Source organism: Paraburkholderia bryophila, from assembly GCF_013409255.1.
Taxonomy (GTDB): Bacteria; Pseudomonadota; Gammaproteobacteria; order Burkholderiales; family Burkholderiaceae; genus Paraburkholderia.
The window spans coordinates 3,299,734-3,315,359 of record NZ_JACCAS010000001.1 but is presented as its reverse complement, the minus strand read 5'-3'; the positions used below and the strand labels follow the sequence as shown (position 1 = coordinate 3,315,359).

The window sequence follows — 15,626 nt, the reverse complement described above, 5'->3', positions numbered from 1 at the left end:
ACTTTCGTCTGCCGGGCCTTTCTGTCTCTTACTTTGGTACCTGGTATTGGGCGGCCGGGCCTCGCTTTGATTCGCGTTGCGCGCCCGTTCGCGCTTATTGCCTGTCGTTCGTTTGTTGCTCGCCGCTTATGCCCGGCCGTCGCGCAACTCACGGCGCAGAATCTTGCCGACGTTGCTCTTCGGCAGTTCGGTGCGGAACTCGATAATCTTCGGCCGCTTATAGCCGGTCAACTGTGTTTTACAGTACGCGAGAATGTCCGCGTCGGTGAGAGCCGGATCTTTCTTCACAACGAACAACTTCACCGCTTCCCCTGAATGCTGATCGGGGATGCCGACCGCCGCGACTTCGAACACGCCCGGCAGCTTCGCGACCACATCTTCGATCTCGTTCGGATAGACGTTGAAGCCGGACACCAGAATCATGTCCTTCTTGCGGTCCACGATCTTGACGAAGCCGCCTTCGTTCATGAAGCCCACGTCGCCGGATTTGAAGAAGCCGTCCGGCGTCATCACCTTCGCCGTTTCATCCGGACGATTCCAGTAGCCCGCCATCACCTGCGGACCGCGGATGCAGATTTCACCCGGCTGACCGAGCGGGACTTCGTTGTTGTCGTCGTCGCGGATCGAAATTTCCGTCGACGGCAGCGGCAAGCCAATCGTCCCACTGTATTCCGTAACGCTCACCGGATTGCAGGTCACACACGGCGATGTTTCCGACAACCCATAGCCTTCGATAATCGGCGTATGCGTGTGCTCGTACCAGCGCTTGGCCACCGCTTCCTGCACCGCCATGCCACCGCCGTTCGCCGCGAGCAGTTTCGAGAAATCGAGCTTATGGAAATCCGGGCTGTTCAGCATCGCGTTATAGAGCGTGTTGACCGCCGGGATCGTATTGATCTGGTAACCCTGCAGCGCCTTGATCATGCCCGGGATATCGCGCGGATTCGGAATCAGCACGCCAAGGCCGCCGGTACGGATCGTCAGCAGCCCGCAAACGGTCAGCGCGAACACGTGATACAGCGGAAGCGCGACGACCGTGATGAACTGATCGATATCCGTGCGGCCGGCGCGAACCGGCTCGAGCCAGATCTCCGACTGCAGCACGTTGGCGATCAGATTCCGGTGCAACAGCGTCGCGCCCTTGGCCACGCCTGTCGTGCCGCCGGTGTACTGGAGAAAGGCGACGTCGTCCGGCCCTTGCTGAACCGGCTTGAAGCTTTGCCGGCCACCCTCGGAGATCGCCGTGTTGAATTTGATGTGGCCCGGCAGGCTCCACGCCGGCACCATCTTTTTGACCCGGCGCACGACGAAGTTAACCAACGTGCCCTTGATGCCCATCAAATCGCCCATGGCCGCGACGACGATGTGCTTGACTGCGGTATTGCGCACGATCGCCTGCAGCGTCACCGCGAAATTCTCGAGCAGAATGATCGCTTCAGCGCCGCTGTCCTTGAGCTGATGCTCGAGCTCGCGCGGCGTGTAAAGCGGGTTCACGTTCACGACCACGTAACCGGCGCGCAAGATGGCGGCAATCGCCACCGGATATTGCAGCACGTTCGGCATCATGATCGCGATGCGCGAGCCGCGCGCGAGACCCTTCGACTGAAACCACGCAGCCAGTTTGCGCGAGAGCGTGTCGAGCTCGCCGTAACTGATCTGCTTGCCCATGCAGACGAACGCCGGTTTGGCGCGATGGTCGCGGAAGGCTTCTTCGAGCAGTTCGGCGACCGACGAATAGCGGGTCGGGTCGATCTCTGCGGGAACGCCGGGCGGATAAGATTTCAGCCAGATTTTGTCCATGCAGCGTCTCCTCCTTTATTTTCGAATGGTCGTGCTAAAAACGCATCGTAGCATGGGCACCTCTGTGCTATTCGCGAAAAGCGCTGGGGTTAGACTGCGGCCTCGAACCTGTTCTGGCCAGCAGCCACGGGATGTTTGAGTGCGTGTCAGACGCACTCGACTTCGACAAGGCAGTCGTAGAACGTGGCCGATCCGCCTAGATCGGTGAGCGCCTGACTGGTGACCTGGTTCGCATTGCGGCCGTCCGGTGCGAGCTTTTTCCACCAGATCGACAGGCCGACCACAAGCCCCGCGCGCGCTTTGTCCGTGACGCGGGCGCGCGCCTGCATCGAGCCGCGATCGTTGAAGATGCGTACCTGTGCACCGTCCACGATGTCGCGCAACTGCGCGTCGGCAGGATGCATGTCCAGATGCGGTTCGCCTTCGGTCGACCGCAGACTCTCAATGTTGACGAAGGTGCTATTCAGGAAATTGCGCGCGGGCGGAGAAATCATCGCCAGTGGGTAGCGGGCGGCAAGCTCGGGCGCGCCGTCGGCGGATTCGTAGGGCGGCAAATAGTCCGGCAGCGGGTCGAGCCCCTGCTGCGCGAGGCGCTCGCTGTAAAACTCGCACTTGCCGGACGGCGTGCGGAAACCGCCCTCGGCAAAAGGCGCGTCGGGCAGGTTCAGCCTCGCCCAGCCGGTCTGCTTCAGCGTCTCCCAGCTCACGCCTTTGAGCGTTTTGTCTTGCCAGCGGAACGCGGCTCGCGCGACGGTTTCATCGCTATCGAACAGCGCCGGCTCGTCGAGACCCATGTGCCGCGCGAAACCACGGAAGATCTCCGTGTTCGGCCGCGCCTCGCCGACCGGAGCGATCGCCGGCAAGTTGACCATCACATGCGTGTGGCCGTATGACTTGTGCACGTCGAGATGCTCGAGTTGCGTCGTGGCCGGCAACAGAAGATCGGCATAGTCCGCGGTGTCGGTCTGGAAATGCTCCAGCACGATCGTGAACAGATCGTCGCGTGCAAAGCCTGCCGCGACCCGCTCGGAATCCGGCGCAACGGCCACCGGATTCGAGTTGTAGACGACGATGGCTTCGACCTTCGGACCGAAAGAGGCGCCGCCGGGATGCAGCAATGCGTCGCCGATCGCGTTCATGTTGATGACGCGGCTCGGTTTGGCCGGCCAGCCCGGCATCAGATCCGGACGTTGCAACGCATGCGAGTCGACCGGCGCCCAGCCGCCCGAAGACAGCAGCGCACCGCCGGCCCGCTCCCGCCATGCACCCGTAAGCGAAGGCAGACTGGCAATGGCGCGCACGGCATTGCCGCCGCCGCGCACTCGCTGCAGGCCGTAGTTCATCCGGATCGCGGCCTTCTTCGTGCTGCCGTAGAGTCGCGCAAGATCGCCGACCACGTGCTCGGCGATGCCACAAATCTCGGCGACGCGCGATGGCGGATAGCTCAGCACACGGGCCTTCAGCTCAGCGAAACCCACGGTATGTTCGGCGATGTACGCATGATCGAGCAGGTTGTCCGTGATCAGCACGTTCATCATGCCGAGCGCCAACGCGCCGTCCGTGCCGGGTTTCAGCGCAATGTGCTGATGGCATTTTTCCGCGGTCAACGAACGATACGGATCGATCGCGATCAGCCGTGCGCCCCGCCGCTTGGCCTCCTGGGCGCGCGTCCAGAAATGCAGGTTCGACGCGATCGGATTCGAGCCCCAGATCAGGATGATCTCGCTCTCGGCGAAGAACTCGGTCAGCATGCCGACGCTCGCGCCGTAGGTGTATTTCAGCCCGGCTGCGCCGGCCGCGGCGCAGATAGTACGGTCCAGTTGCGACGCGCCGAGTTTGTGGAAGAACCGTTGGGCGATGCTGTCGCCCTGAATCAGACCCATCGTGCCGGCGTAGCTGTACGGCAGGATCGCTTCCGGGGCGCGGCTGGCAATCTCGGACAAGCGGGTTGCGGCGAGTTCGAGCGCCTCATCCCAACTGATCGGTTCAAAACGGCCCTCGCCTTTACGGCCGACGCGCTTCATTGGCGTAGTCAGACGACGCGGATGATGCACCCGCTCCGCATAGCGGCTGACTTTGGTACACAACGCGCCTTGCGTCGGCGGATGATCGGGATCGCCGACCACCTTGATCGCCCTGCCATCTTCCACGGTGACGCGCATCGCGCAGGTGTCCGGGCAATCGTGGGGACACACGGCGCGGGCGAATTCAGTCGGAGCATTCATGGTCGGTCCGTCGAGGAGAGCGCTGAGGCGATGCCGGATTTTATTACGTCCATTGGCGGTTAACCTGTATGGTCCCGCCAAAAATGCCTTCGGCGTAGAATCGTTTATCACCGTGCCCGGGTCACGTGACCCCGAGCGATCCCACGCAAGTCAAAGCACAAGCGCAACATCACTCCATCATGAAACTGATCCCCGAAATCCAGGCCGCCCACGGCGAAATCCAGACTCTTCGACGAACCATCCACGCTCACCCGGAATTGCGTTATGAGGAGACGGCGACCGCAGATCTGGTCGCCAAAACCCTTGAATCCTGGGGCATCGAAACGCACCGCGGGCTGGGCAAGACCGGTGTGGTCGGCGTACTTAAACGCGGCACGAGTTCGCGCTGTATCGGACTTCGGGCCGATATGGACGCGCTGCCGATTCAGGAGCTGAACAGCTTCGAACATCGGTCAAAAAACGATGGAAAGATGCACGCATGTGGCCACGATGGACATACCGCGATGCTTCTCGGCGCGGCGCGGCATCTGGTAAAGCATGGCGAATTTGACGGCACGATCGTCTTCATTTTCCAGCCGGCGGAGGAAGGCGGCGCCGGCGCGCAGGCCATGATCGACGACGGTTTGTTCGTGAAGTTTCCAGTCGATGCGGTGTTCGGCATCCACAACTGGCCGGGTATGCCGGCGGGCCATTTCGGCGTGACCGAAGGTCCGATCATGGCGTCGAGCAACGAATTTCGCATTGAGATCAAAGGTATCGGCTCGCACGCTGCGTTGCCGCATAACGGGCGCGATCCGGTCTTTACCGCCGTGCAGATTGCGAATGGACTGCAGGGCATCATCACGCGTAATAAGAAACCGCTCGATACCGCCGTACTGTCGATCACGCAGATTCACGCTGGCGACGCATTGAATGTCGTCCCGAATGATGCGTGGCTTGCGGGTACCGTGCGTACTTTTGCCACCGAAACGCTCGATCTGATCGAAGCACGCATGCGCAAGATCGCAGCGAGCACCGCTGATGCTTACGATTGCTCCGTGAATGTGCATTTCCACCGAAACTACCCGCCGACTATCAACAGCAGCGAAGAGGCTCGCTTTGCCGCGACGGTCATGAAGGAAATTGTGGGCGCGGAAAATGTCGATGACTCGGTCGAACCGACGATGGGCGCCGAGGACTTTTCCTTCATGTTGCTGGCGAAGCCGGGGTGCTACGCCTTTTTAGGCAACGGTGATGGCGGCCACCGAGATTCGGGCCACGGTGCAGGTCCTTGCATGCTGCATAACGCGAGCTATGACTTTAATGATGAGTTGCTGCCGATCGGCTCGACTTATTGGGTGCGATTGGCGCAGCGATTTTTGGCTGAGCGGCGATAGGGCGTGTGTTAGCGGTGCTCGAGGTGGCGAGTTATGAGTTGCCGCCTCTAGTTTCGACTTTTATGGGCTTCATGGTCGCTGGTTTGGCTGTCGCTTGCATATCGGAAAAGGCAGGCAGAAAGGTGCGGCGCGCTGATCAGAATCGAGTGGACGTTAGACGTACCTGGGTGAAACAGACCGTGGCATGACCTCGGGACGGCGTTGACGCGACAGAGCGGGGAACTGGCTATGGCTCTTCATGGCGAGTAGCGGTTGCAGTTATCCGCTGCCAGGGAACGGTGGGCATCGTTGGTCAGCGTGGAAGGTAGATCCGCGAAGAGCGGCAACGTGACGGGTTGCCGAGCCGAGTAAGAGCGGTGTTGCGCAACGCGCAAGAATAGTTGGGCGATGACGGCGGTGGACGTTGGGTACCTTGTTGTGATTTTCCGTCGCCGTAAACGCAGAAACCCCACCTGATTGGGTGGGGTTTCTGCGTTGCTGCTTGGGAGCCTGACGATTACCTACTTTCACACGGGCAATCCGCACTATCATCGGCGTGGAGTCGTTTCACGGTCCTGTTCGGGATGGGAAGGGGTGGTACCGACTCGCTATGGTCATCAGGCATAACTTGTTGCTGTCGTGCCCTTTGGGCACTACAGCCAATCTGGAAGAAGTAGTTGAGAGGATGCCTCTCGGTATTACTTTGGGTTGTGCCTGTATCGCACAACACTGATCTCAACCGTGTGTCGAGAGAGACACACCTGTTATAGGATCAAGCCTTACGGGCAATTAGTATCAGTTAGCTTAACGCATTACTGCGCTTCCACACCTGACCTATCAACGTCCTGGTCTTGAACGACCCTTCAAGGGGCTCGAAGCCCCGGGGATATCTCATCTTAAGGCGAGTTTCCCGCTTAGATGCTTTCAGCGGTTATCTCTTCCGAACATAGCTACCCGGCGATGCCACTGGCGTGACAACCGGTACACCAGAGGTTCGTCCACTCCGGTCCTCTCGTACTAGGAGCAGCCCCCTTCAAATATCCAGCGCCCACGGCAGATAGGGACCAAACTGTCTCACGACGTTTTAAACCCAGCTCACGTACCTCTTTAAATGGCGAACAGCCATACCCTTGGGACCGGCTACAGCCCCAGGATGAGATGAGCCGACATCGAGGTGCCAAACACCGCCGTCGATATGAACTCTTGGGCGGTATCAGCCTGTTATCCCCAGAGTACCTTTTATCCGTTGAGCGATGGCCCTTCCATACAGAACCACCGGATCACTATGACCTGCTTTCGCACCTGCTCGACTTGTCGGTCTCGCAGTTAAGCACGCTTATGCCATTGCACTATCAGCACGATTTCCGACCGTACCTAGCGTACCTTCGTACTCCTCCGTTACACTTTGGGAGGAGACCGCCCCAGTCAAACTGCCTACCATGCACTGTCCCCGATCCGGATTACGGACCAAGGTTAGAACCTCAAACAAACCAGGGTGGTATTTCAAGGATGGCTCCACGCAGACTGGCGTCCACGCTTCATAGCCTCCCACCTATCCTACACAGACCGGTTCAAAGTCCAATGCAAAGCTACAGTAAAGGTTCATGGGGTCTTTCCGTCTAGCCGCGGGGAGATTGCATCATCACAAACACTTCAACTTCGCTGAGTCTCGGGAGGAGACAGTGTGGCCATCGTTACGCCATTCGTGCAGGTCGGAACTTACCCGACAAGGAATTTCGCTACCTTAGGACCGTTATAGTTACGGCCGCCGTTTACCGGGACTTCAATCAAGAGCTTGCACCCCATCATTTAATCTTCCGGCACCGGGCAGGCGTCACACCCTATACGTCCACTTTCGTGTTTGCAGAGTGCTGTGTTTTTATTAAACAGTCGCAGCCACCAGTTTATTGCAACCCCTTCACCCTTCTGGCGCGAGCCAGTCAAGCTACAGGGGCGTACCTTATCCCGAAGTTACGGTACCAATTTGCCGAGTTCCTTCTCCCGAGTTCTCTCAAGCGCCTTAGAATACTCATCTCGCCCACCTGTGTCGGTTTGCGGTACGGTCTTGTTAAACTGAAGCTTAGAGGCTTTTCTTGGAACCACTTCCGATTGCTTCTTCACCTAGGTGAATGGCCTCGCACCCTTGAATTCCGCGCCCGGATTTGCCTAAGCGCCTTCTCCAATGCAAGGACCGGGACTTCCAACACCCGGACAACCTTCCGCGATCCGTCCCCCCATCGCATTTAACAATGGTGCAGGAATATTAACCTGCTTCCCATCAGCTACGCATTTCTGCCTCGCCTTAGGGGCCGACTCACCCTACGCCGATGAACGTTGCGTAGGAAACCTTGGGCTTACGGCGAGGGGGCTTTTCACCCCCTTTATCGCTACTCATGTCAGCATTCGCACTTCCGATACCTCCAGCGCACTTTTCAATGCACCTTCGCAGGCTTACGGAACGCTCTCCTACCATGCACATAAATGTGCATCCGCAGCTTCGGTATATTGCTTAGCCCCGTTACATCTTCCGCGCAGGACGACTCGATCAGTGAGCTATTACGCTTTCTTTAAAGGATGGCTGCTTCTAAGCCAACCTCCTGACTGTTTTAGCCTTCCCACTTCGTTTCCCACTTAGCAATATTTGGGGACCTTAGCTGGCGGTCTGGGTTGTTTCCCTCTTGACACCGGACGTTAGCACCCGATGTCTGTCTCCCGTGATTGCACTCTTCGGTATTCGGAGTTTGCTATGGCGTAGTAATCCGCAATGGACCCCACAACCATGACAGTGCTCTACCCCCGAAGGTGATACACGAGGCACTACCTAAATAGTTTTCGGAGAGAACCAGCTATTTCCAGGTTTGTTTAGCCTTTCACCCCTATCCACAGCTCATCCCCTAACTTTTCAACGTTAGTGGGTTCGGACCTCCAGTACGTGTTACCGCACCTTCATCCTGGCCATGGATAGATCACCTGGTTTCGGGTCTACACCCAGCGACTGAATCGCCCTGTTCGGACTCGCTTTCGCTACGCCTGCCCTAATCGGTTAAGCTTGCCACTGAATGTAAGTCGCTGACCCATTATACAAAAGGTACGCAGTCACCCCTCAAGGAGGCTCCTACTGTTTGTATGCATGCGGTTTCAGGATCTATTTCACTCCCCTCCCGGGGTTCTTTTCGCCTTTCCCTCACGGTACTGGTTCACTATCGGTCGATCACGAGTATTTAGCCTTGGAGGATGGTCCCCCCATCTTCAGACAGGATTTCACGTGTCCCGCCCTACTTGTCGTACACCTAGTTCTTCCTCGCTGTTTTCGTCTACAGGGCTATCACCTGCTATGGCGGCACTTTCCAGAGCCTTCGACTAACAATGAAGATAAAGAGTACAGGCTGGTCCCATTTCGCTCGCCACTACTCTGGGAATCTCGGTTGATTTCTTTTCCTGCGGTTACTTAGATGTTTCAGTTCACCGCGTTCGCTTCGCATGACCTATGTATTCAGTCATGGATACTCCATTCGGAGTGGGTTTCCCCATTCGGACATCTACGGATCAAAGCTCGTTTGCCAGCTCCCCGTAGCTTTTCGCAGGCTACCGCGTCCTTCATCGCCTGTGATCGCCAAGGCATCCACCACATGCACTTGTTCGCTTGACCCTATAACGGGTGTGTCTCACACCGCGTTCACTCGGAACGCAGCGCGGGCCACATCGTTACAGGTTGAGTATTCGTGTTGCGCCGTATTCCAAGGCAATCTTTCGATTACCTTTTCATACATTGATACAATCACAACCCTGATTCACCTACTCGCCTACCCATCTCTAGATAGCCTTTCGTGAATCTCTTTACTACTTCTTCCTGATTGTTAAAGAACGACAGCCGATATCATGATTGCTATAACCACGTATCACTCTGACTGGCTCAATCGCCAATGCACAACCCTCTGCAGTACTTCCGCAGAACGCTATGCATTGATGATTGGTGGAGGATGACGGGATCGAACCGACGACCCCCTGCTTGCAAAGCAGGTGCTCTCCCAGCTGAGCTAATCCCCCAGTCACACATGAACTTCAAGGGTGCCTTCAACCGGTTAGCACAGCCACCGCAGAAACAGTGGTGGGTCTGGATGGATTCGAACCATCGACCCCCGCCTTATCAAGACGGTGCTCTAACCGACTGAGCTACAGACCCCTGAGTCTGTCTGAATTTACAGCCGATAAGCGTGAGCGCTCAACGTTCGACACGTTCAGCTCTAGAAAGGAGGTGATCCAGCCGCACCTTCCGATACGGCTACCTTGTTACGACTTCACCCCAGTCATGAATCCCACCGTGGTAAGCGCCCTCCTTGCGGTTAGGCTACCTACTTCTGGTGAAACCCACTCCCATGGTGTGACGGGCGGTGTGTACAAGACCCGGGAACGTATTCACCGCGGCATGCTGATCCGCGATTACTAGCGATTCCAGCTTCACGCACTCGAGTTGCAGAGTGCGATCCGGACTACGATCGGTTTTCTGGGATTGGCTCCACCTCGCGGCTTGGCAACCCTCTGTTCCGACCATTGTATGACGTGTGAAGCCCTACCCATAAGGGCCATGAGGACTTGACGTCATCCCCACCTTCCTCCGGTTTGTCACCGGCAGTCTCCCTGGAGTGCTCTTGCGTAGCAACTAGGGACAAGGGTTGCGCTCGTTGCGGGACTTAACCCAACATCTCACGACACGAGCTGACGACAGCCATGCAGCACCTGTGTTATGGCTCCCTTTCGGGCACATCCACCTCTCGGCAGACTTCCATACATGTCAAGGGTAGGTAAGGTTTTTCGCGTTGCATCGAATTAATCCACATCATCCACCGCTTGTGCGGGTCCCCGTCAATTCCTTTGAGTTTTAATCTTGCGACCGTACTCCCCAGGCGGTCAACTTCACGCGTTAGCTACGTTACTAAGTCAATGAAGACCCAACAACTAGTTGACATCGTTTAGGGCGTGGACTACCAGGGTATCTAATCCTGTTTGCTCCCCACGCTTTCGTGCATGAGCGTCAGTATTGGCCCAGGGGGCTGCCTTCGCCATCGGTATTCCTCCACATCTCTACGCATTTCACTGCTACACGTGGAATTCTACCCCCCTCTGCCATACTCTAGCCCGCCAGTCACAAATGCAGTTCCCAGGTTAAGCCCGGGGATTTCACATCTGTCTTAGCGGACCGCCTGCGCACGCTTTACGCCCAGTAATTCCGATTAACGCTTGCACCCTACGTATTACCGCGGCTGCTGGCACGTAGTTAGCCGGTGCTTATTCTTCCGGTACCGTCATCCTCCCGCCGTATTAGGGCAGAAGTTTTCTTTCCGGACAAAAGTGCTTTACAACCCGAAGGCCTTCTTCACACACGCGGCATTGCTGGATCAGGGTTTCCCCCATTGTCCAAAATTCCCCACTGCTGCCTCCCGTAGGAGTCTGGGCCGTGTCTCAGTCCCAGTGTGGCTGGTCGTCCTCTCAGACCAGCTACAGATCGTCGCCTTGGTAGGCCTTTACCCCACCAACTAGCTAATCTGCCATCGGCCGCCCCTGTAGCGAGAGGTCCTAAGATCCCCCCCTTTCCTCCGTAGAGCGTATGCGGTATTAATCCGGCTTTCGCCGGGCTATCCCCCACTACAGGACACGTTCCGATGTATTACTCACCCGTTCGCCACTCGCCACCAGGGTTACCCCCGTGCTGCCGTTCGACTTGCATGTGTAAGGCATGCCGCCAGCGTTCAATCTGAGCCAGGATCAAACTCTTCAGTTCAAACCTGTTACTGTTTTTCGGTTCCGTTAAGAACCGGTCGCTCACTCAACGTACTGACGAATTGTTCGACCATCTTGCGATGCTCAAACCTTCCTTTCATTACTGTGTGAGACTTGATACTTTCGCTTTGCGGAAGATCCCGAAAGATCCACCTCGCGTCTCGCATCAAGCGCCCACACTTATCGGCTGTTAATTTTTAAAGATCGATTACGCATTCACCACCGAACCCGCACCGCTGTCGTCAACCTCACAACTACCCGGCACCGCTTCGTTCTGCGTCGCTGCATCTGCAGCAGAGAAACGAGATTATGAAGAACTTTCGCTGCGTCGTCAACAGGTTTTTCTAACTTTCTTAACCCGTTCACCTCGCTGAAACCCTTGCCATTGCTGGCTCTCCCGCCTCCCGTGCCTCGTTGTCCGAAGCACGAAAGAGCGAGATTCTAGCGACCCGCGCAGGGCCTTGCAAGCGTTATTTTGACAACAGTATTAACGATGCTTGAAAACCGGCTTGCGCTTCTCAACGAACGCGGCCATCCCCTCTTTCTGATCTTCCGTGGCGAACAGCGAGTGGAACAGACGGCGCTCGAAATGAACCCCCTCAGCAAGCGTCGTTTCGTACGCACGGTTGACGGACTCCTTCACCATCATCACTGCCGGGAGCGGGAATTCAGAAATGGTGGCAGCAGCCGCGATCGCCTCGTCGATCAGCGAGGCTGCAGGAATCACACGCGAAACCAGTCCGGCACGCTCGGCTTCGGCAGCATCCATGAAACGCGCGGTCAAACACAAGTCCATTGCTTTCGCTTTGGAGACAGCGCGAGGCAATCGCTGCGTACCACCGGCGCCCGGCATGACGCCGAGTTTGATTTCCGGTTGGCCGAACTTCGCCGTATCTGCAGCAAAGATGATGTCGCACATCATCGCCAATTCGCAGCCGCCGCCGAGCGCAAAGCCCGCCACTGCAGCGATGATCGGCTTACGGATCGAGCGAACCGTCTCCCAATTGCGGGTGATGTAGTCGCCTTTGTAGACATCCATATAGGAATAGGTGGCCATCATGCCGATGTCCGCACCTGCCGCGAACGCCTTTTCGCTGCCTGTGATCACGATCGCGCCGATCGCTTCGTCGGCATCGAACTCGCGCAGCGCAGCGCCCAGTTCGTCCATCAACGCGTCGTTCAAGGCGTTCAACGCCCTCGGGCGATTCAACGTGACCAAACCGACTCGCCCTCGTGTCTCAACCAGAATGTTCTCGTAAGCCATGTCGCCTCCCAATGATTAATCACACGCGAAAACGCTTCGCGCAGCCATCCTAATAATGCTAACATTGACCAACCAACCGGTCGGTCAATTATTCGACAGGCTTTTCCCCAACGTACAGTCACGCCCCTCTGCCATGACACATCCGCTATTCACCAAGCACGAAGACACGCTGCAAAAGGCACTCACCGCGATCGAAACGCGCGGCTACTGGAGTCCGTTCGTCGAGATGCCCAGTCCGAAAGTGTACGGGGAAACAGCGAACGCAGACGGTGAAGCCGCATTCAAAGCACACCTCGACGCGACCTTCGAACTCGACCAACCGTCGACCGGAGACACGGTCGGAGCCGAAGTCTCGCCGTTCGGTTTTCCGCTCGGCGTGCGCTACCCGAAGGCTGATCCTGAAGCACTGATCGCAGCGGCGGCAGTCGCGCAACGTGCCTGGCGCGCAGCGGGCCCGCAAGCGTGGATCGGCGTGTGCCTCGAAATCCTTGCACGAGTGAATCGCGCCAGCTTCGAAATCGGCTATAGCGTGATGCACACGACCGGTCAGGCGTTCATGATGGCCTTCCAGGCGGGCGGCCCCCACGCACAAGACCGCGCGCTCGAAGCGGTGGTGTACGCGTGGGACCAGTTGCGCCGCATTCCGGCCGACGCCCACTGGGAAAAGCCGCAAGGCAAGAACCCGCCGCTCGCCATGCACAAGCGCTATACCGTCGCGCCGCGCGGCACCGGCCTGGTGCTGGGCTGCTGCACTTTCCCAACGTGGAACGGCTACCCGGGCCTCTTCGCCGATCTGGCCACCGGCAATACAGTCATCGTCAAACCGCATCCGGGTGCAATTCTGCCGCTGGCAGTGACCGTACGAATTGCCCGCGACGTTTTGCGTGAAGCCGGCTTCGACCCGAACGTCGTCACGCTGCTCGCAACCGAGCCGAACGACGGCGCACTCGTGCAAGACCTCGCACTGCGCCCGGAGATCAAGCTGATCGACTTCACGGGTAGCACGCAAAACGGCACGTGGCTCGAACGCAATGCGCATCAGGCACAGGTCTACACCGAGAAGGCCGGCGTCAACCAGATCGTGATCGACTCGGTGGACGACATCAAAGCCGTTGCCCGCAACATCGCCTTCTCGCTCGCGCTCTACTCGGGCCAGATGTGCACGGCGCCGCAAAACATCTATGTGCCGCGCGGTGGCATTCGCACCGCCGACGGCACGCTCGGTTTCGACGAAGTCGCGCAAGCCATTGCCGGCGCGGTCCAAAAACTGGTTGCCGATCCGGCCCGCGCCGTCGAACTGCTCGGCGCAATCCAGAACGACGGCGTGATCCAGCGTATTGGCGAAGCCGCCAAGCTCGGCCGCGTATTGGTCGAGAGCCAGTCGCTCGAACACCCGGCCTTTGCCGGCGCCCGCGTGCGCACGCCGCTCGTGCTGCAACTGGACGCCGCAACCGACTGCGCTCAATTCACCAAGGAATGGTTCGGCCCGATCTCGTTCGTGATCGCGACGGACTCGACTGCCCAATCGCTCGATCTCGCCGGCTCGATCGCCGCGGAGCACGGCGCACTGACGCTGTCGGTCTACAGCACCGACGAAGCTGTGCTCGACGCAGCGCACGAGGCATCTGTCCGCGGCGGCGTGGCGCTGTCGATCAATCTGACCGGCGGCGTATTCGTCAATCAGTCGGCGGCGTTTTCCGACTTCCATGGCACAGGCGCCAACCCGGCGGCCAACGCAGCGCTGGCCGATGCAGCTTTCGTGGCGAACCGCTTCCGCGTCATTCAAAGCCGCGTTCATGTTGAACCGAAAGCGGCACCGGCGGTAGCTGGCTGAACGTCATAAGACAAAAGCACGGCTTTCGTCCTATGCCTTTTGGCCGAATGGACCGAGCCGTGCCCCCCAACTAACATGAGACATCGGATCGGCATTTCGCGCCGGTCCGCCCCTGCAGGAGCTCATATGAACGACGCCTTCATTTGCGACGCGATTCGCACCCCGATCGGCCGCTACGGCGGCGCCCTCAAGGACGTTCGCGCCGACGACCTCGGCGCGGTGCCGATCAAGGCGCTGATCGAGCGCAATCCGGGCGTCGACTGGCGCGCGCTCGACGACGTGATCTATGGCTGTGCCAACCAGGCCGGCGAAGACAACCGCAACGTCGCGCGCATGTCTGCGCTGCTGGCAGGTTTGCCGACGGATGCTCCCGGCGCCACCATCAACCGCTTGTGCGGCTCGGGCATGGACGCAGTCGGCACAGCCGCACGCGCCATCAAGGCGGGCGAAGCGCGTTTGATGATCGCGGGCGGCGTAGAAAGCATGACGCGAGCGCCGTTCGTCATGGGCAAGGCCGCTAGCGCCTTCGCACGGCAAGCCGACATTTACGACACCACCATTGGCTGGCGCTTCATCAACCCGCTGATGAAACGTCAATACGGCGTCGATTCGATGCCGGAAACGGCGGAAAACGTCGCGGTCGAATTCAGTATCAGCCGCGCGGATCAGGACATGTTTGCGCTAGCGAGCCAGCAGAAGGCGGCTCGCGCGCAAGAAGACGGCACGTTGGCCCAGGAAATCGTTGGCGTCGACATCCCGCTGAAGAAAGGCGACCCGGTGCGCGTCATGCTCGACGAGCATCCGCGGGCAACCTCGCTCGAAAGTCTGGGCAAGCTCAAAGGCGTGGTTCGTCCTGACGGCAGCGTGACAGCCGGCAATGCGTCCGGGGTGAACGACGGCGCCTGTGCGCTGCTGCTCGCGAATCAAGAGGCCGCCGATCAGTACGGCCTGCGTCGCCGCGCTCGCGTGGTAGGTATGGCAACGGCGGGCGTCGAACCGCGCATCATGGGCATCGGCCCCGCGCCGGCCACCCAGAAACTGTTGAAGCAACTCGGCATGACGCTCGAGCAATTCGACGTGATCGAGTTGAACGAAGCTTTCGCATCGCAAGGCCTGGCCGTGCTGCGCACGCTCGGTTTGCGCGACGACGACCCACGTGTCAATCCGAACGGCGGCGCCATTGCGCTCGGCCATCCGCTCGGCGCATCGGGCGCGCGTCTGATCACAACGGCCCTGTACCAGTTGGAACGGATCAACGGCCGCTTTGCGCTTTGCACGATGTGTATCGGTGTGGGCCAAGGCATCGCGTTGGTCATCGAGCGGCTCTGACACAAACGCCGGAGCATCCATCGGTCAAAGAGACTTTGAGG

At 58.5% G+C, this 15,626-nt stretch carries 6 protein-coding genes, 2 tRNA genes and 3 rRNA genes; 3 read left to right on the top strand and 8 right to left on the bottom strand.

Translation table 11 applies throughout. The annotated features are described in order from the left end of the window. Positions 1–126 precede the first annotated feature (126 nt). Together GGD40_RS14860 and GGD40_RS14855 are read right to left on the bottom strand one after the other, a co-directional pair. Positions 127–1,800: a long-chain fatty acid--CoA ligase gene (locus tag GGD40_RS14860; protein WP_179744093.1), complete on the bottom strand. Its 1,674-nt coding sequence runs from the start codon at positions 1,798–1,800 to the stop codon at positions 127–129. A 146-nt stretch (positions 1,801–1,946) separates the two neighbouring features. Further along, complete coding sequence (locus tag GGD40_RS14855; RefSeq protein WP_179744092.1) at positions 1,947–4,025, bottom strand: molybdopterin-containing oxidoreductase family protein; 2,079 nt, start codon at positions 4,023–4,025, stop codon at positions 1,947–1,949. Positions 4,026–4,204: 179 nt separating this feature from the next. On the opposite strand from GGD40_RS14855, the gene GGD40_RS14850 reads away from it, so the two are divergent. Further along, complete coding sequence (locus tag GGD40_RS14850; RefSeq protein WP_179744091.1) at positions 4,205–5,401, top strand: M20 aminoacylase family protein; 1,197 nt, start codon at positions 4,205–4,207, stop codon at positions 5,399–5,401. A 487-nt stretch (positions 5,402–5,888) separates the two neighbouring features. Here the strand turns inward: GGD40_RS14850 and rrf are convergent. The 6 genes from rrf to GGD40_RS14820 all read right to left on the bottom strand — a co-directional run bounded on the left by rrf (position 5,889) and on the right by GGD40_RS14820 (position 12,422). Continuing rightward, positions 5,889–6,002, bottom strand: a 5S ribosomal RNA gene (gene rrf / locus GGD40_RS14845). Positions 6,003–6,148: 146 nt separating this feature from the next. Then, positions 6,149–9,029: ribosomal RNA gene (locus GGD40_RS14840) — 23S ribosomal RNA — on the bottom strand. A 322-nt stretch (positions 9,030–9,351) separates the two neighbouring features. Then, positions 9,352–9,427 (bottom strand) — tRNA-Ala (locus GGD40_RS14835). A gap of 59 nt (positions 9,428–9,486) precedes the next feature. Further along, a tRNA-Ile gene (locus GGD40_RS14830) sits at positions 9,487–9,563 on the bottom strand. 65 nt (positions 9,564–9,628) lie between these two features. Further along, positions 9,629–11,159: ribosomal RNA gene (locus GGD40_RS14825) — 16S ribosomal RNA — on the bottom strand. Together the 16S, 23S and 5S rRNA genes with 2 tRNA genes alongside form the textbook arrangement of a ribosomal RNA operon. A gap of 486 nt (positions 11,160–11,645) precedes the next feature. Beyond that, positions 11,646–12,422 (bottom strand): enoyl-CoA hydratase, encoded by a 777-nt coding sequence (locus tag GGD40_RS14820; protein ID WP_179744090.1) that lies wholly within the window; start codon positions 12,420–12,422, stop codon positions 11,646–11,648. Positions 12,423–12,555: 133 nt separating this feature from the next. On the opposite strand from GGD40_RS14820, the gene paaN reads away from it, so the two are divergent. Both paaN and pcaF read left to right on the top strand, forming a co-directional pair. Then, on the top strand, positions 12,556–14,256 hold the full coding sequence (gene paaN, locus GGD40_RS14815) for a phenylacetic acid degradation protein PaaN (RefSeq protein WP_179744089.1): 1,701 nt from the start codon (positions 12,556–12,558) through the stop codon (positions 14,254–14,256). A gap of 126 nt (positions 14,257–14,382) precedes the next feature. Then, a complete protein-coding gene (gene pcaF, locus GGD40_RS14810) occupies positions 14,383–15,585 on the top strand; it encodes a 3-oxoadipyl-CoA thiolase (protein ID WP_179708158.1) in 1,203 nt (400 codons plus the stop codon). Positions 15,586–15,626: the final 41 nt, after the last annotated feature.